Annotated in this window: 13 protein-coding genes and 1 tRNA gene; 4 read left to right on the top strand and 10 right to left on the bottom strand. The window is 50.6% G+C overall.

What is annotated here, in order from left to right; translation table 11 throughout:
* Nucleotides 1-90: 90 nt before the first annotated feature.
* From EI42_RS25865 to EI42_RS25855, 3 genes are all read right to left on the bottom strand, one after another.
* Nucleotides 91-900, bottom strand: coding sequence for a hypothetical protein (locus EI42_RS25865; RefSeq protein ID WP_111325536.1), 810 nt, complete (start codon nucleotides 898-900; stop codon nucleotides 91-93).
* Between the two features lie 128 nt (nucleotides 901-1,028).
* Nucleotides 1,029-2,156, bottom strand: coding sequence for an ATP-binding protein (locus tag EI42_RS25860; protein ID WP_111325535.1), 1,128 nt, complete (start codon nucleotides 2,154-2,156; stop codon nucleotides 1,029-1,031).
* Between the two features lie 146 nt (nucleotides 2,157-2,302).
* Nucleotides 2,303-2,374: transfer RNA gene (locus EI42_RS25855), tRNA-Asn, on the bottom strand.
* A 303-nt stretch (nucleotides 2,375-2,677) separates the two neighbouring features.
* On the opposite strand from EI42_RS25855, the gene EI42_RS25850 reads away from it, so the two are divergent.
* On the top strand, nucleotides 2,678-3,826 hold the full coding sequence (locus tag EI42_RS25850; protein ID WP_111325534.1) for a helix-turn-helix domain-containing protein: 1,149 nt from the start codon (nucleotides 2,678-2,680) through the stop codon (nucleotides 3,824-3,826).
* A 115-nt stretch (nucleotides 3,827-3,941) separates the two neighbouring features.
* Here EI42_RS25850 and EI42_RS25845 read toward each other — a convergent pair whose 3' ends face one another.
* On the bottom strand, nucleotides 3,942-5,138 hold the full coding sequence (locus EI42_RS25845) for an MFS transporter (protein WP_211326347.1): 1,197 nt from the start codon (nucleotides 5,136-5,138) through the stop codon (nucleotides 3,942-3,944).
* 306 nt (nucleotides 5,139-5,444) lie between these two features.
* Here EI42_RS25845 and EI42_RS25840 point away from each other — a divergent pair, with 306 nt between their 5' ends.
* Nucleotides 5,445-6,251: a DeoR/GlpR family DNA-binding transcription regulator gene (locus tag EI42_RS25840; protein WP_346268202.1), complete on the top strand. Its 807-nt coding sequence runs from the start codon at nucleotides 5,445-5,447 to the stop codon at nucleotides 6,249-6,251.
* A gap of 57 nt (nucleotides 6,252-6,308) precedes the next feature.
* Here EI42_RS25840 and EI42_RS25835 read toward each other — a convergent pair whose 3' ends face one another.
* Complete coding sequence (locus EI42_RS25835) at nucleotides 6,309-7,190, bottom strand: DinB family protein (protein WP_111325531.1); 882 nt, start codon at nucleotides 7,188-7,190, stop codon at nucleotides 6,309-6,311.
* 65 nt (nucleotides 7,191-7,255) lie between these two features.
* Nucleotides 7,256-7,846: an O-methyltransferase gene (locus EI42_RS25830; RefSeq protein WP_246046337.1), complete on the bottom strand. Its 591-nt coding sequence runs from the start codon at nucleotides 7,844-7,846 to the stop codon at nucleotides 7,256-7,258.
* A gap of 430 nt (nucleotides 7,847-8,276) precedes the next feature.
* Between EI42_RS25830 and EI42_RS25825 the strand changes: the two genes are divergently transcribed.
* A complete protein-coding gene (locus EI42_RS25825; RefSeq protein ID WP_111325530.1) occupies nucleotides 8,277-9,206 on the top strand; it encodes a class I SAM-dependent methyltransferase in 930 nt (309 codons plus the stop codon).
* Here the strand turns inward: EI42_RS25825 and tpiA are convergent.
* The 4 genes from tpiA to EI42_RS25805 form a co-directional block, all read right to left on the bottom strand.
* A complete protein-coding gene (gene tpiA / locus EI42_RS25820; protein ID WP_111325529.1) occupies nucleotides 9,193-9,987 on the bottom strand; it encodes a triose-phosphate isomerase in 795 nt (264 codons plus the stop codon). The two genes, EI42_RS25825 and tpiA, sit on opposite strands and share 14 nt — an antisense overlap.
* A 21-nt stretch (nucleotides 9,988-10,008) precedes the next feature.
* Nucleotides 10,009-11,202, bottom strand: a complete 1,194-nt coding sequence (locus EI42_RS25815; protein ID WP_111325528.1) for a phosphoglycerate kinase — start codon at nucleotides 11,200-11,202, stop codon at nucleotides 10,009-10,011.
* Between the two features lie 3 nt (nucleotides 11,203-11,205).
* Nucleotides 11,206-12,219 (bottom strand): type I glyceraldehyde-3-phosphate dehydrogenase, encoded by a 1,014-nt coding sequence (gene gap / locus EI42_RS25810; RefSeq protein WP_111325527.1) that lies wholly within the window; start codon nucleotides 12,217-12,219, stop codon nucleotides 11,206-11,208.
* Between the two features lie 591 nt (nucleotides 12,220-12,810).
* Nucleotides 12,811-14,283 (bottom strand): pyridoxal phosphate-dependent aminotransferase, encoded by a 1,473-nt coding sequence (locus EI42_RS25805; RefSeq protein WP_111325526.1) that lies wholly within the window; start codon nucleotides 14,281-14,283, stop codon nucleotides 12,811-12,813.
* A 429-nt stretch (nucleotides 14,284-14,712) separates the two neighbouring features.
* On the opposite strand from EI42_RS25805, the gene EI42_RS25800 reads away from it, so the two are divergent.
* The gene (locus tag EI42_RS25800; protein ID WP_111325525.1) at nucleotides 14,713-15,471 is read left to right on the top strand and encodes an SDR family NAD(P)-dependent oxidoreductase; all 759 of its coding nucleotides are present in this window, start codon (nucleotides 14,713-14,715) and stop codon (nucleotides 15,469-15,471) included.
* Nucleotides 15,472-17,075: the final 1,604 nt, after the last annotated feature.

The following is a 17,075-nucleotide window of genomic DNA, read 5'->3' as shown; positions in this document are numbered from 1 at the left end:
TTTATAGTAAGGATGTTACCATAAGCGAGAGGCAAGTTTCAACCTATTCGACATAAAGAAATGCTTAAAATTACAGCATTTCTCAATCGTTCAGGAAAAGGGAATTCCGTGTAGAAACCGTTCAATCAGGCGAGTGCGATACTGCCGAGAGAAGTCAACAATATTCGATGGTCCCTCATCCTTCAGTCGTGATAGCTCCTCCTCCGCAAGCTGACGCAGCAAATCGGCATCCGAATTCCAGGCCATATCGTACATGATTTCAACCAGCTCATCATCTCCCCGCCGCTGCTCCAGGCGTTTCAGCCAGAAAGCAAAGAGGCGCTTCAGCCAGCCAGTTCGCTCCTCATCTGAGAGCAAAGGGCGAAAAGACGTGTCGTACCCAACCGAATTGCTGGCTTCACTGAGCAATGCCGCCAGAGACGGAATAAATTCATCAATGACCTCATCGAACAGACGGTCAATCTGGGTATTACGAGAAGACAACCGTGCATCCAGGATCAAAGCATAAAGTCCCAATGCATTATAATAATCGTAATGCACCGTACGCAGCTCTGCCTCATGCAGCAATTCTACCAGGTCAGCACGAAGCACTTTCAACGATTCTTTCTGTTCCAGGCGAACGGGATAATTGTCAATACGTTGTCGATAAGCGCCTAAATCCATTGGTGGCAATGAAGGGTGTTTCTGGGAAGGGATAATAATAACCTCATCATCATCCCAGGCATCAAGCGTTCTTTCCGCTTCCCAGGCATCCTCTTCCTGCGGTTGAGCATCCAGGGAATGCAGAGTTGCAGCCACTTCAGCTTGCAATTCAGGATGACGTGCAAGCAGTACTTCCAGTACATGAAGAAGCTGTTGTTTGCTTGCGTAATGTAAGCGGCTCCCTGGTTCGGGCTCCATAGCGCGACCTCCTGCGCCTCAAGTACATTGCACGGGAAGAACAATACTCATAATTAAATATACGAGAAAAAGGCAGAGATCGCTTTATTTTCCTTACAAAGGAGAGAGACAAGCACGTATTCACTACATTATTTCAGGGCATTGCTTCCCGCATCATGCACCACAGGAAGGGTGAAGCTAAAGGTGCTTCCTTTCTCAACCTTACTTTCGGCAAAAATCCGTCCGCCGTGAGCCTCAACAACCTGGCGGGCAATCGCCAGACCCAGCCCGGTTCCGCCACCGCCAGGCCCCATATAATTCGCTTTAGAACGCGCACGGTCCGCTTTATAGAAGCGCTCAAACACGCGTGGCAGCTCCTCTTCACGGATACCAACACCGGTATCGCGCACAAAGAAACGCTGCATATGCTGCTCCGCAAGCGGGTGCGTGCCAAGTACAATCTTGCCGCCAGAGGGCGTAAACTTGATCGCATTGTGTACAAGGTTGAACAGGACGCGCGTAATCAACTTGCTATCAGCGGCAACCAGCGTGTGGCCGTCTGTAATCTCAGTCAGCAAGCGTACCCGATGGCGCTGTGCCAGGGGGAGCATACGGGCCATTACTTCACGAACAAGCTGTTCGGCCTCCAGCGGTTCTATCATCATCGGAACCTGTCCCGATTCCAGCCGGGAAAGCTCTAAAATCTCAGCGACCAGACTGGAAAGGTAATGGATCTCGGTCTCGATTTTTTCAACAAACTCCTGTGCCCGCTCCGGATCTGTATCGATGACATCTTCAAGCGTCTCCGTCAGCAGGCGAACGGAGGTTAGAGGCGTGCGCAGTTCATGAGAGATGTTGGTCAGGAAATCACGCTGCGCTCGCTCGAGACGCCGAACTTCACTGATATCTTCAATGGTTAACAGGAAAAACTGATAGGGGGTCTTCTCTGAAGGGACGCCTGCCGCATGCACCATTGGAGTAACAGCTACTTTCCAGGAAATATTCTCTCCCTGAGGTTCAAGCAGCTCACGTACAGGAGCCGATTTTTCGATTCCTTCCTGCACAAGATCAAGCACGGCAGGTTCTTTCAAAAGCGAGGAAAGGCAGGCTCGCTCGGGCAAGCGAGTCAGCGAGCAAAAGTGTAGGGCAGGTTGATTGGCATATCGAATCGACAGTGATCGATCAACAACAAAGGCTGCCAGCGGCAGCGATTCCAGAAGATGAAGAAACATCTGACGATAGTTGATACGAGTGCTGTTGACCAAACGAATCACCATCCTTATTAAAACATGCAGTCACCTTTTTCTTGTGCCCTTTACAGTATAGCTATTCAAATCGTGAAGCGCAAACGGGAGCGCATTTCCCCCCAATGACAGAGCACGAGAAAGACAAAAAAAAGGAGGGTCACTTTCGTGACCCTCGGCTCCCCGAGTAGGATTCGAACCTACAACCCACCGGTTAACAGCCGGTTGCTCTACCGTTGAGCTATCGAGGAATGTCGCCTCTCGTTGACAGTTGGTAGTATATACTAATTGCATTGTTTAGTCAATAGTTTTTTTGGCCTTTTTCTGGCAAACAGAAAATTTTCCTCTGGATTTCCTCCCCCACCTCGCAACAGCAAGGGCTCAGAAAGGCCAGCAGCGGTCAGCAACGCGAAAAACAGGCAAGGACCTGCTATGGTCAATAGAGAGCAGAAGACTTTCTTTGTTTCTGATATTTTAATATCTTTTTACTTGACGCGAGAAAGAAAAGGCTTTATAAATGGTGGTTAGTGCATAAAACGCGAGGTTGAGATGCTATGGAACAACCAAACCGCCTGTTACGAATGGCGCGAATCAAAAAGAGCTGGACAGTTGAATTTGTCAGTCACAAAGTAGGGGTCAGTCCCAATACCTATACACGATGGGAAGCAGGCCGTCAGGTACCGCGTCACGCTTCTTTACGCGCACTATGCAGCGTCTTTGAGATGACCCCTGAAGAGCTCGGGTTTTCAGGCACATTACAGGCCCGAAAGAGTCAGGCCCGAATCGAAAAACAGCAGGGCTACAAACTGGAAGCGATTCGCCAAAAGCTGGAACACTGCTCCGCCACGATCGCGACAAGCTGGCAAACCTATCAGGAAGGCGGGCAAGCGGATCTTGAGCGCGTACTTCCGGGCTATCTTCTGCAACTGGGCGAAATCACCCTGTACCCCGGACCGGAACAGCAGCGAGCAGCCACACTGACAGCACAGCTCTATCAACTCCTCGCCTTGCTTCAACTGCAACACGGCGACTTTGTTTCGGCTCAGGCTCACGGCACCCAGGCGCTGGTGTACAGCCAGATTGCCAGAGACTGGAATCTCTATATTGCCTCGCAAATACATCTCGCCACCATCTTTACCACGCGCAAACGGATCGGTTCTGCCCTTGTCGCCTATAATGATGCGCTCCGGCTGATCAATATCACCAGAGACGCTATTTCACCCCTGCTTCATAGTCGTATTTTTGCCGGTCTGGCCGAAATTCAGGCAGCGATGGGCCGTGAAAAGGAAGCTATGCAATTCCTGCAACTGGCTGTCACCGTCTTTCCAGAGACCCCAGAGATGGACCCCGGCTACCCTTTTACCCGCTGTGACCGCACGATCCTGTTTCTCTATCAGGGATTGGTTCTGTTGCGTCTTGGCAAGCCCCGCCTTGCCTGGAAAGCCTTTGAACAAATTGACGGTATCCAGCCCGCGCCTGCACCGCGAGTGCGAGCGGAATTTCTACGCCACCGGGCCTATACCTCTATCATGCTTGGCAACATGATTCAAAGCTGTATTTATCTGGAAGCGGCCGCCAGAGCAGCGCAACACATTAATAGCGAGCTTGCTTTCAGCGAATGCTACACGCTTTACGAACATATGCTTGCTCTCTGGGGAAAAGAAACACGGGTTCGCCTGCTTGCCCACCTTTTTCAGCATTGAGCCAGAAGGGAAGAGTGTTTCACGTGAAACATTTCACCATTACGCGCCAGACGTCTCCATTGCATGCGTGATCGAAAAGTATGTTTCACGTGAAACACCGGAGAGTTTCACGCGGTTATGCCTGCTCTTCCTGAGCCACAGGAGCCGCGTGAAGCAACAGCCAGAACAGGAACATTAGCAGAGAGGTAACGACCGTAAAGGGCATCAATATCCAGAGACCAAAGTACTGTGAAATCGTACCGACCAACCAGGGGAAGAGCGCCGCCCCCATACTTCCCAGGCTGGTCAAGAAGCCCACTGCGCTCGGTAAAAGCTGGTGTGGAGCAAACTTCGGCATGATGGCAATCACGATCGGGAACATCGGAGCCAGACTGAATCCAGTCAGAAAGAAGCCAAAGATGGCGATCGTCTGCACCGGAACCAGCCAGAGGATCAGCAACCCGAGGATCGTTCCAGCAAGGCAATATATCACCATATTCTTTGGTCCAGTATATTCGGTCAGCTTCCCCAGTATCAGCCGTCCAATCGCAAGACCGAGCCAGTAGCCACTAACAACCGGACCCATCAGAACGGGATCCCCATGTCGCTCTTTCGTTAAAAAGCTATACCCCCAGGAACCAAGCGTAACCTCGGTACCGACATAGAATAACAGGAAACCAGCCGCCAGCCAGACACTCTTCATACTCAGTGTGGCCTTGAGCAGCCCGCGTCCACTCCCACGCTCGCTCTGTTCCTGATTCCCGCCCGCGATTCTCTGTTTACGGAAGGTCCAGCCCATACCGAACAGAGCGATCAGCCCGAGAATCAGCCAGAGAGCGTACGCGGAGTTCCAGCCAAAGCGAAGGGCAAGCACGCCGGTGGCGATGTTTGGCCCGAGCCAGGCACCAACGCCGTAAAAGAAGTGAAAATAATTCAGTAAGACTGTGCTTCGCGGGAGCATCGCCATAAGGGTATTCAACCCCGCGTCCAGCAGCGCAATCCCAAATCCAAGCATCAGGTAGAGCGGCAACAGGACATAAAACCAGGGTGGAGCCAGGCAGAGCGCCAGAAAGCTGGCACAAAAAATGAGGCAACCGAATAATAACGCACGTTCTTTGCCAAAGCGAGCAACCAGCAATCCATTGTTGAAAGAAGCAAGCAAATACCCGAATGTGCTGAACAGAAACAGCAGGCTGATAGTTGCATTGTTGGCCTGATAATGCGCGCTGATGTTGGGAAGCAACACCCCCAGCGCACCATCATTCACCCCAACCATAAAGATAGTATAGAATGCGACGGCGACAAAAATGCGATAAAAATGCGGGGTATGCACTTCTTGTGATCGGACAGTTTTTTCACCAGTGGGCATGGAACCTTCTTTCCAGGATGAGAAAGCAAAAGCGGCCTATAATACCTGAGCATAATCTACCAGGAATAACCTATCAAGGAACGCCTGCAATACGAGATGACAATATCATACGCACAGCACTGTTTCCTTGACCCCGGCACTAAAACGCAATATAATGCATAACCAAGATAATACACGCAAATATCGACATTTGTCAACGAAATCATCTGCGCCATTTGGAAGGATCAAAGGATCTACCACTGTCCATAGAGGGGCAGATCAGAGACGTATGTGCGGGGTAAGAACACTGTGTTAAAAGAAGAGAGACAGCAACGTATTCTGGAAATGCTGCATCAGGACGGAAGCGTGCTTGCCAGCGAGCTCAGTGACGTTCTCTCCGTTTCCGAAGATACCATCCGAAGAGATTTAAGAGATCTTTTTGAAGCAGGGCTGATTCAACGTGTTCACGGCGGAGCCGTGTTGCGTGCGCCCCGCTTACGCTATAGTGAGCGTGTACAGCAAACCATTCAGGGAAAAACAGCCATAGCCCGAGCCGCCATACAGCTTTTACGAGACGGACAAGTTATTCTTATGGATGGAGGAACAACAACCTTACAGGTAGCTCGCTCCATCCCCTATACGCTCCACGCAACAGTGATTACCAACAGCCCGGCCATCGCGATGGAGCTTGCCGAGCATCCAAATGTAGACATGATTCTTCTGGGCGGGCCGCTCTTAAAATCAACGCAGACAACAGCAGGCATAGAGACAGTAGAGGCGCTGCGTTCCTATCAGGCCGACATCTGCCTGCTTGGCATCTGTGGGCTGCACGTAGAGGCAGGTATCTCCACGACAGAGCGTGAGGAGCTCTATATTAAAAAGGTCATGATCGAACGATCCGCCGAAGTGGTCGCACTTGCTTCAGCAGAGAAGCTCAATTCCTCAACGCCCTACATTGTCGGACCGCTCAAATTGTTGACGCATCTTGTAACCGAAGCCTCCGTGCCAGAAGAAGTCTTAATGCCCTTTCGCTATCTGGGAATCACAACGATCAAAGCAGAGCCCACAGAAACCGCAAACGAGAAGATCCGAGCCTGAAAGGAAGCATTTACCCAAAGTACGCCTTTCATCTGCTAACTTGAGCCGGGACAAGAGTCAAATCAGGCAGAGCTTCGGTAGCAGCCCTCGTATACCGGCAGCCGTACGCAGATTGCCCCAGACCATCATTTTCCCGGTGGCCAGAGCGCGGCGCATGCTTATCTGTGCAGTGATATACAACAGGAATGCATGCGCACCGGGAAACCAGAGCGAGAGCGCCGGATGAGCAAGGCTTCCTTTCCCCACACGGGCCTGCTCATCAAATAGAAGGAACCAGTGCCCACCAGCCGGGCCACCAATATGCCAGTTCACGCCCCCTTGAACATCGGGAAAGAGTTCTCGTCGATAGACAACCGGCATGATCGCGAAGAGGCGCAGGATATTCCGTTGAAGGTAGTCCGAAGGATATTCGTTCCAGAGCGGTTTTGCCCCTATAGCCTTTGACAATAAAGCCGTATGAAGGAGCGCGGGATGAATAATCTGTAACGCCAACAGTTCAGCGACAACAGGAAAGCGTCCAGCAAAATGCAGGGGAGCTGACTGCAAAAATTCCTCGGCCCGTAAGTGCGGTATAATTGCTGCCGTACGCTGCAAAGCGCTGAGAAACGAATGGAGTAATAACTGAGGCATGGTCACCTGAGCGCCATCAACATCAGATTGAACAGGAACCGGGAGTTCAACATTTCCCTCCGACAACGGCTCACCGGTTAACGCCTTTTCAAGCGCTTCAAGATAGAGTTCGGCAGCAGTGCTGACATGGACCAGCGCATCAAAAAGCGTCCAGCCCTCTTTTGAAGGCCGGTGTACCCAGGATCTGGGGGTAATTGTTGCAAAAAAATCAATTAAGTCATTCTGTAAACGCTCTAGATCAGCCAGCAGAATTTCAGGAAAGAACGCCGGTTCTCTCTGTAGAGCAAGCGTTCCAGGACTCTTCATCATTCCGAATTCCCTTCCACCATCAAAAAGTGTTCAAAGCCCATAAGAAAGATGAAAATAGAGAGATTTCAGGTACGATAGGCGATGCTCAAGCCCTTGCCAACCGGAAGCACAAGGTGCTCAAAATCGGACAGGGCCGCAATAGCCTGAAGATAGCCAGCGATTTCCTCGGGATGGGAAAGGACATTATCAGCGCAGAGCATCACATCCCGCTCAAGGTGTGGGAGGAGTAGCGAGAGTTGAGCAGGAGCGCTGAAACGATCAGCGTCAAAAAAGACAAAATCAAACGGTCCTTCCAGATCCCTGATAACCTCGGTCGCATCGCCACAAAGCAATGTCACCTGCTCACGAAGCCCCGCCTGCCGTAAATGGGCATCAGCCAGCATATGCTTTTGCGCCTCTCGATCAATGCTGAGTATATGCCCCTGCTCTCCAGCAGCCCAGGCAAGCCAGATCGTGCTATAGCCAGCCGAGGTCCCGACCTCTAGAATGCGTTTACGCTTGCTGCTCCGAATCAACAGGCTGAGTACCTGCGCTGTTTCAGGTTCCAACAACAGCATTTTTTCACGGCGTTCCTGCGTGCGAGCATCATGTTGCTGTCCCTCTTCATAGATATGGCGCAACAATAGTTGGAGTTCCTGCGGCATACTCGTTTGCATTGCTTACTTTCTTTCTCCTCCTCAGATCTTCCTTGTGCGTAGCCCATCCCTTCATCTTTTCAGACGAACAGAATAAGTAGATGAAATATCTATTGGTGAAAGATGAGAAAAACAACCTTTGCAGACTATAATACGACATTTCCAGATAGCTGACAACAGACCCGACGCTCCAACTGAATCGCCCGCTAACTCAACAATGAACATGTTCTCCTTCTATGCTTGCCTGCCAGCTTAACACATGTTCTATAAGCTTCTATTTTTGCTACTTTGTTTTCTTATTTTTTGACAATTTCTCTCTGATAAGACATTATATAAACAAGAATAGCTTATTTTACCAGAAAAGCGAAGGACAAATAGCAATAGATGTAGACATAACAGGTCATATGAACAGCAACAACTCTTTTTAAGAGCAAATCCAGAGGGAGAGACCATGTTCACAGCCTCCGACATTACACAATATGGCAAAGTAGCCATTATAGATAGAGATAATCCAGTTGAAATGACACGTCAGACACTCCAGAATAAGCTGATCAACACCTATCTACTTCATGCGGCAGAAAACACCTCAATGCTGCTCCCAACGACCGGGCGTATTCTCGATATCCCCTGTGGAGGGGGAGCCTGCACGCTGGATATGGCATTTGCCTATCCCGATTTTGATGTGATTGGCATTGATAGCCACAAAAGGCAGATAGACTATGCACATGCCCAGGTCCAGGATCTGGATAACATAGACTTTGTGCAGATGGATATTCGAGAGGGACTCGACTTTCCGGATGCCTATTTCTGTCTGGTTCATATGCGCTTCCTTGCATCTTTTGTGCAGGACGAAGAATGGCCATTTGTGCTAAGCGAGTGTCATCGTGTACTACAAAACGACTCGTTCATATGCATGATTGAATGTGACCCATGCCGCACCAGCAGCCCTGCACTGGAACAGCTAAGCGCCTATTATGCCGAAACATTGCAGAAAAAAGGGCTTCGCTGTACACCGGTCGGAACGCCACACCAGCTAGGAAAGCCATTGGATATCGCCTCACTCCTACAGGAGAGCGGCTTCACCATTCTTTCGCAGACAGTCTATCCCCTCAACTTTTCGGTAGGAACAGCGGCACATAACGGGATGTTACAGAACATAGCCGCCTTCTTACAGCTTATCCAGCCATTTCTGACGAAGAACGGCACAGTCAGTCAAACGAGATTCGATAACCTGTATCAGCAGGCGCTACAGGAAATGGTCGCGACCACATTCACCGGACAGTGGGATATTCGTGTTGTGACCGGCCAAAAAAAAGCAAGTTTCGCACAAGCAGCTTGCTCATGCGAAACTCAGCCCTCCCGGGAGCCTAGCCCTTTATGACATCTATCGTCTTGCGCACAATCTCGACAAAGTCGGGTTTGAGACTTGCGCCACCGACCAGTGCTCCATCAATATCGGGATGGGCAATGAACTCAGCAATATTCTCAGAAGTGACGCTGCCACCGTAGAGAATACGTACCGCGTCTCCGGCCTCTGTGCCGTACATTTCGGAATATTGTTCACGAATAAAGTGAACAACAAGTCCCGCCTGCTCCGCCGTTGCAGCTTTACCGGTCCCAATCGCCCAGATTGGTTCATAGGCAATCACAGCTCGTGCAGCCTGCTCAGGGGTAAAACCGGCCAGGCTACCCTGTATCTGAGTTCGGATTACCTCCTGTGTTGAGCCCGACTCGAACTGTTCCAGATTTTCCCCAATGCAGATAATCGGTCGCAGTCGGTGGGCGAAAGCGGCACGAGCTTTCTTATTTACCAGTTCATCTGTTTCACCGAAATAGGTTCTGCGCTCAGAGTGGCCCAGGATCACGCTAGTACAGAGTTCCTTTACCATTGCAGGAGCGATCTCACCGGTAAAAGCGCCCTTCTCTTCGTAGTACATATTCTGTGCCCCCAGTTCGATACGCGGGGCAGGCATTGCATCTACGACCTCGCGCACGGAGCTCAGCGAGATAGCTGGAGGACAGAGAAGACACAGAATTCTCGGATACGAGCGCATCAACTGGCCCAGAGAAGGCATGATCTCCATCGTAAATTCAGATGCCTTCTGCGGACCATAATTCATTTTCCAGTTTCCTGCAATAATGGCAGTACGAGATGTAGGCATACGGAACTCTCCTCTTCGCTTTTATTTATCCTGTAGGGCTGCCACGCCGGGAAGGGTACGGCCTTCCAGAAATTCCAGAGAAGCGCCGCCACCGGTCGAGACATGGGACATCTTATCTGCCGCCCCGGCCTGCTCAACAGCAGCCGCGGAGTCTCCGCCGCCAATAATTGTCGTTGCGCCCTGTGCAGTTCGCTCAGCAAGAATAGTGCACATCGCGTTTGTGCCTTTGGCAAACGCTGGCATTTCAGCCACCCCGAGCGTTCCATTCCAGACAATCGTTTGAGCTTCAGCCAGCGACTTGCGGAACCGATCCACCGTCTCAGGTCCGATATCCAGAATGCGCCAACCAGCAGGAACCGCGTCGAAGGAGACCACCTTATGATTCGCGTCAGGGGCAAAGCGATCAGCGATCACGACATCGACAGGCAGAAGGAATTCAACACCTTTCTCCCGTGCCTGTTGGATCAAAGAGCCCGCCACATCGAGCTTGCTTTCCTCAAAAAGAGAGTCGCCGATCTCATATCCCTGAGCTTTCAGGAAAGTATTCGCCATACCGCCACCGATCAGAATACCATCGGCAAGCGTTAGCAGACGCTCCAGAACCGCGATTTTATCGGAGACCTTCGCGCCACCAATAATAGCCTTGAAAGGGCGCTTCGGATTTTCAAGCGCAGCGCCGAGATAGTTGATTTCCTTCTCCATAAGGAAACCCGCAACGCCCGGCAGATAGTGGGTTACTCCTTCAGTCGAAGCGTGGGCCCGATGGGCGGTCCCGAAAGCATCATTGACATAGAGCTCTCCGAGGGACGCAAGCTGTTTCGCGAACGCAGGATCATTCTTCTCTTCCTCTTTATGGAAGCGAAGGTTTTCGAGCAGAAGGACCTGACCCGGCTGTAGCGCTTTTGCTTTCGCCTCGACGTCTGGTCCGACACAATCATCAGCCGTCTCCACTGGCCGCTTGAGCAGTTCACTCAGGCGCTGCGCCACTGGCTTCATGCGCATACTTTCGACAACCTGCCCTTTCGGGCGGCCAAGATGCGACATCAGCACCACGGCTGCCCCCCTATCAAGCAAGTAGTTGATAGTGGGCAGCGCGGCGACAATGCGCGTGTCATCAGTAATGTGCAGATCTGAATCCAGTGGTACATTAAAATCTACCCGGACCAGAACCCGCTTGCTGGTTACATCAACATCGCGTATCGTCTTTTTATTCATGGTTTAGATACCCTTTTGACCAACGAAGTTCGCCAGGTCAGCCACGCGGCAAGAGTAGCCCCACTCATTATCATACCAGGCAATGACCTTGACCATTTTCTCACCAAGAACCATCGTCAACGAGCTATCAACAATTGAGGAACGCGAATCGCCCCGGAAGTCGCTGGAAACCAGAGGCTCATCAGTGTAACCGAGAATGCCCTTCAGCGGACCCGCGGCTGCTTCCTTGAAGGCATTGTTTACGGCCTCTTTAGTAACAGGCTTGGTTGTGGTAGCAACGAAGTCGACAACGGAAACGGTCATTGTTGGTACGCGCAGAGACATACCGTCGAAGCGGCCCTTCAACTCGGGGATAACCAGAGCCAGAGCGCGGGCTGCACCAGTAGTGGTTGGAATGATATTGGAAGCAGCGGCACGGGCACGGCGCAGATCCTTATGCACAACATCAAGGATACGCTGGTCATTAGTGTACGAGTGGATGGTATTCATCAGGCCGTACTCGATCCCAAAGTTGTCAAACAACACTTTGGCAGCCGGGGCCAGACAGTTCGTGGTACAGGAAGCATTAGAGATAATATGATGCTTCGAGGGATCGTACATGTTGTCATTGACCCCAAGCACGATTGTGATATCTTCACCTTTCGCCGGTGCAGAAATAACGACTTTCTTTGCACCGCCACGCAGGTGAGCAGCCGCCTTTTCCGCGTCGGTAAACAGGCCAGTGGACTCAATCACAAGATCGACCCCCATATCACCCCAGGGGATCTGAGCCGGATCTTTCTGGGCAGTGACGGTGATTTTCTTGCCATCGACGATCAGGTAATTTTCTCCTGCCTCAACTTCACCTTTGAAATGCCCGTAGGTGGAATCATAGCGCAGCAGATGAGCATTCGTCTTTGTATCTGTCAGGTCGTTAATTGCGACAACTTCGATTTCTTCGGGGTGACGCTCCAGCATCGCCTTGAATGACTGGCGCCCGATACGTCCAAAACCATTGATACCTACACGAAGAGCCATACAACTGTTCTCCTTTATAGCGTAATATATTTGGACAGGTTACACGCCGAATACACAGGTGCGATCCAGCGACAGCAAGTGTTCTACTCCTGGCACATGGTACCCGGTCCTCACAGGCAGCAACACACAATGTACCAATGACGGTAGAGGCAAGAGCATGCAGAGACATACCACTCCCTTGCCAGCCTTTTTCCGCCAGTCCGCTTGCAGAATCGCATCTCCATGCAAGAAGTGAGGTCAAAGATAGTGTACCTGGAAAACCAAAGCACACACTTTCATTTCTCCTCACGCGTGGAGTGCTCTTCTCGCTTCAGCTCTGCCTGCGCTAAGTGATAAGGGCTTGAACAGGAACAGCAGGTCTTTCACAGGTAGAAGTATGCCTTTTTATCAGGAAGGACCGCAATGCACACACAGAATACGCGGCAGCCTGATAGATATGCAGAGATGACCTTGATTACAGTCCTGCTGTGCAGTATCTGAAAAAGCCTGATACCTACGAGCATATGGCATAGCATATCACCCGTAACAGCGTATCATCTAATCCATGATGAATCAAGATGTAGACGACGTAAGCTGTAGGCCCGCTTCAGACTATGATCTACCTGTGACAGGCATCGTGGACTGTTCAACCGGGAGGAAGCCTATTGAAAAGCGCACATATTGATCGGTATATCCGAAACCAGATCCCGGTACGCCTGCTATGCCCGTCTTTTCAAAGAACGAAAATGCATCTTCACCCGGAGCAAATTTACTCCAGTTGTAAACGGTTGCATCATCATCGAGATAGATTGCTTCAAAGAGCCGCTGCTGCTGATTGATTGTCTCTAATTGCTCGATGAAGCGACGGCGGCGTAGCCGATAGAATCTGCGCAGTTTCTCGTTAAGCCAGGGGCGTTCCTGGATTAACCTGTAATAGGCCATATAACGGAGCTGCCATTCACCGGGAAGGGATGCCGTGCTGTTCGTCCAACAAGCCGCGATAGCATTCGCAAGCTGTTTACTTCCAGCCGTGACCCAGCCAAAACGCTCCCCGGTTAACGTGTTTGTCTTGGAGAGGCTGCTGACAAAGATCGTATGTTGCAGGATATCCTCTGGAATAAAGGTTGCCATACGCGCCTGATCTTCCTGCGGGGGCGCGGTCCCAATATACGCCAGATCAGCCAATATTAATATATCTCTTCCTTGAGACCGGTAACGGCGCAGTACAGCATGCAATGCATTAAGTTCGTCTGCGTTAAACGCAAAAGCTGTCGGGTTATTTGAGATGGTCAGATAGACAAGCTTGATATCAGGATGAGCCTGAAGAGCCTGGTCCAGCTCAGCAGCAGACAACTTAAAGCGATTTTCCTCACGCGTCTGAATCCGATAGAGCTCATAACCATACGAGCGGGCCTGCCATTCTGGGACACCAAAGCCCGGCTCAGGGAAAAGGATACCATATCCAGATGAGTCTTGAGAACGATATGTCAGGGCCAGACCGCGCAGGACTTTATCAATCCCATCCATAGCGCCAAGACTGAGGTAAAGCTGTTCATAAGAGACAGGCAATCCCCACAGGGTTTGCATATCCCGGGCAAGCCAGGAACGCAAGAGAGGATTTCCAGTTCCATAAATATCGTAAATGCGGGGGTCAAAGTTGTGCTCTAACAAGAGCCGCTCGCACTCCATCATCTGGTTGCGCAGCCAGAGATAGGTTTCGCCAGTTGCAGTATAGCCACAAGGGAGCGTTTCACCCGGGAGTGCAACCCCCAGTTCATCCGCAAGCAAACGGTAATCGCCAGAACCGCCAGGTTCACCCTCACACTCAGTAACCAGCCGTAAATTGATATCTCCGATTGTACGGTTGACTATTTCTGCCTGGATCACTTCTTCGGAAATATGCTGTTTTCGGCATGCCTGTTCCAGTTCCGTCACAATACGCGCCATAATGCGAATAGGCCCGGGGCCGTCTTGCAAAAGTGGTCGATAATGAGCAATAAGCTGGCTGCGTAGCTGACGTAGAATCGCGTACTGGTCGCCTGAGGCTGAAGCGGCGGGCGAGTCTACATGAGTATTGCGGGTCATCACCTAGTAACTCCCTTCCAAGTGCGTGCGCTTACAGGGCGCATCTCGTATATAAGCCCTTGTCTCCGTTGACAATGCTACCGTTACAAGTGTAACACATGCTATCACTGAACAGCAAGAAGCCAGAGAGGCATAGAGAACAGATACAGTACCTGTATGCCTTGTGTTTCCCCTTCGATATGTTTCCTTACACCGATAACCCCTGCCGCTGTTTTCTCTTCTATAAGACTATACATCTACAGGTTCTCTCTCCATGCTCGGATGCTCAGCAACCGTATCCCTTCAGAAGCAAACTCCGGTAAGCGCTCTGACTGGCTTTTCGCCTGGATACCACTATAATAAAAGATAGATATTTTTTCACGCTTTCGCAGATCCTGCTCGCACTATCTGCCAGGATCAGACTTGTTTCGCGTGAAACGAAAGAGAGAGATGATGCTAGAAGGAAAACGCGTCGTTATTACCGGTGCCGGTCGCGGTATAGGGAAAACGCTGGCTCTGCGCTTTGCTGAACAGGGAGCCCATGTCGTGGTACACTACGCGCATTCTGAGCAGCATGCCCGGGACGTTGTTGAGGCAATTCAGCACATCGGTGGACAAGCAACCATGCTATACGCTGATCTCAGCAACCCGGAGCACATTCGTCAACTGGTGCTTCAGGCTCAACATGCGTTCGGCCCTATAGATGTCTGGGTCAATAACGCTGGCGTCAGCGTCAATTCCGCAGAGGTTCGAGGACTGAGCGAGCTCGACCTTTTTCAGCGGATTATGGATGTCGATGTCCGCGGAACCTGGCTCTGTTGCCGCGAACTACAACAGAGACATACGCTGACCGAGCAAGGCTGCATCATTAATATCGGCTATGATGGCGCATTGAAAGGCGACCCCGGCTTGCCTAACCAGTTCTACGCTATGAGCAAGGGCGCGATTATTGCTCTGACGCGCTGTCTGGCCGTTGAGTTCGCTCCCCATATACGCGTCAATTGTATCGCTCCTGGCTTCATTGAAAACGAATGGGCACAACAGAAAGCCGGTCAATCGTTTCGGAAAAAAATCACCGAACAAATTCCTCTTCAACGGTGGGGGACAGCCGATGATATCGCAGGAGCGGCCTTATTCCTTGCCTCTTCAGCCGCCGCCTATATTACTGGACAGATCATCGTCGTCAATGGAGGCCGAGTGATGTATTGAATGTTTCACGTGAAACATTGCCGAGGGCTTTTCGCTCTCTCTTTCATGTACGGCGATCCAGATGTTGCAACCCTCATCACGCCGGGTGAAACTCTTCAATGTCTGATCAGATGAAAGGAAGAGAGAATGTTTCACGTGAAACACTGTCAGCTCCGTAAAAGAGATTCTGGACATCGTGAATTGGCAGAAATGTTTCACGTGAAACAGGCATATAGTAGCCAGGCGAGAGGAGATCAAAACAACAGGGTTCATATGAGATTGATGTGGATCCGCTCTGTTTTTTCGCGCTTCGCTTGCATACCTGGCCTGCCCTTGCCACATGCTCCTCAGTGTTTCACGTGAAACATTCCTGCCCTGACAACAGTTCCAGGGAAAAACCTGGATTCTCAAAACGTTTTATGGGAAACTCTATCAGCTCACCACCAGGAGCCTGGACATAGAACAGGGAATGCGTCGCAGTGTTTCACGTGAAACATTCCCTCACTATTGGAGGCAGGCACATCAAGCTATGCTCGAATATTTTATCGGGCAACTCTGCTTTAACAGAGCACGAGTTCACCTCTCTGTGAAATAGTGTTTCACGTGAAACACTTCAAAAGTAAAGAAGGACGTAAAGAGATAGTAATAGGAGAATAGCATGAGCGTTTTACATGGAACATCAGACAACCATAATCATGAATAAGATGGTGGTCATCGAGATTATGCGTTTCACGTGAAACACTCCCTTACCTTTATCCCCAACCAGACGGTAGCAGCGATTGAGGGCTATTTCATGTAAAGCCTGTCCCGATTACACATCTGAGAGACGGTGCTACTGTTTCACGTGAAACACTGCGCCATAATCATAGCTTTCAGGATATAGAACGATCAGAATACTAAACCGCTGTTTATAAAGCAGAGCCAATATCCGAGAGAAAGTCCAGCCGTTTCACGTGAAACACTCTCTTCCATATTCGCTCAGTGGAGCATAATCCAGAGATACCGGAGGTTTTCTGTGGGATACTCTACTGCTCCACTTCTATTAAACCCGATTGCACACATCCATCCACGGAGATTGTTTCACGTGAAACGTTTCTTGATCCTTTGGAGAACAAGACAGGGAAAATCAGCCAGTCGTTTCGCGTGAAAGGACTTCTCTATCGAACGGAGGATCGCATTATTTTCAGAACACCCTTCACAGAAGCAGCGAGCGAAAACAGGAAGATACGAGGGAAGGTGTTTCACAGAAGCGGGCCAGGGTGCTCTGTCTTCAGACGAGAGAGGAATAGCCTGCTGCAACGGCCTCAGAAGCATCTCAAAGAGAGAACAGTAGATGATCCTCTCAAACCATGATAATTGCTTCAAAATAATTGACACGCTCTTCCTCGAATGGTACCGTGCAACAGCATGTAGCAAGAGCCATTTGCGCATTAAACTGACACACGCTTCAAACGGAGAACGAGGCACGAGTCACTTATCCCTGATGTCTCGGACAAGGAAGCCAAAGTAGCCCCCTGTAAAGAGAGGCTAAGGTGCGGTGGAGTCCAGACACAAGCTTCCACCTTCAGAAGGAGGTGATTAACGTGAAACAATGGGGGAGGCACGAGACACAAGGTCCCGATGGG

The organism is Thermosporothrix hazakensis, from assembly GCF_003253565.1.
Taxonomy (GTDB): domain Bacteria; phylum Chloroflexota; class Ktedonobacteria; order Ktedonobacterales; family Ktedonobacteraceae; genus Thermosporothrix; species Thermosporothrix hazakensis.
This window is presented reverse-complemented; position numbering and strand designations above follow the sequence as displayed.

What these genes read in the sequence shown, in the direction of transcription:
- EI42_RS25865 (WP_111325536.1), bottom strand. Translation starts at nt 900, where the DNA reads ATGGAGCCCGAACCAGGGAGCCGCTTACATTACGCAAGCAAACAACAG.
- EI42_RS25860 (WP_111325535.1), bottom strand. Translation starts at nt 2,156, where the DNA reads ATGGTGATTCGTTTGGTCAACAGCACTCGTATCAACTATCGTCAGATG.
- EI42_RS25850 (WP_111325534.1), top strand. Translation starts at nt 2,678, where the DNA reads ATGGAACAACCAAACCGCCTGTTACGAATGGCGCGAATCAAAAAGAGC.
- EI42_RS25835 (WP_111325531.1), bottom strand. Translation starts at nt 7,190, where the DNA reads ATGATGAAGAGTCCTGGAACGCTTGCTCTACAGAGAGAACCGGCGTTC.
- EI42_RS25830 (WP_246046337.1), bottom strand. Translation starts at nt 7,846, where the DNA reads ATGCAAACGAGTATGCCGCAGGAACTCCAACTATTGTTGCGCCATATC.
- EI42_RS25825 (WP_111325530.1), top strand. Translation starts at nt 8,277, where the DNA reads ATGTTCACAGCCTCCGACATTACACAATATGGCAAAGTAGCCATTATA.
- tpiA (WP_111325529.1), bottom strand. Translation starts at nt 9,987, where the DNA reads ATGCCTACATCTCGTACTGCCATTATTGCAGGAAACTGGAAAATGAAT.
- EI42_RS25815 (WP_111325528.1), bottom strand. Translation starts at nt 11,202, where the DNA reads ATGAATAAAAAGACGATACGCGATGTTGATGTAACCAGCAAGCGGGTT.
- gap (WP_111325527.1), bottom strand. Translation starts at nt 12,219, where the DNA reads ATGGCTCTTCGTGTAGGTATCAATGGTTTTGGACGTATCGGGCGCCAG.
- EI42_RS25805 (WP_111325526.1), bottom strand. Translation starts at nt 14,283, where the DNA reads ATGACCCGCAATACTCATGTAGACTCGCCCGCCGCTTCAGCCTCAGGC.
- EI42_RS25800 (WP_111325525.1), top strand. Translation starts at nt 14,713, where the DNA reads ATGATGCTAGAAGGAAAACGCGTCGTTATTACCGGTGCCGGTCGCGGT.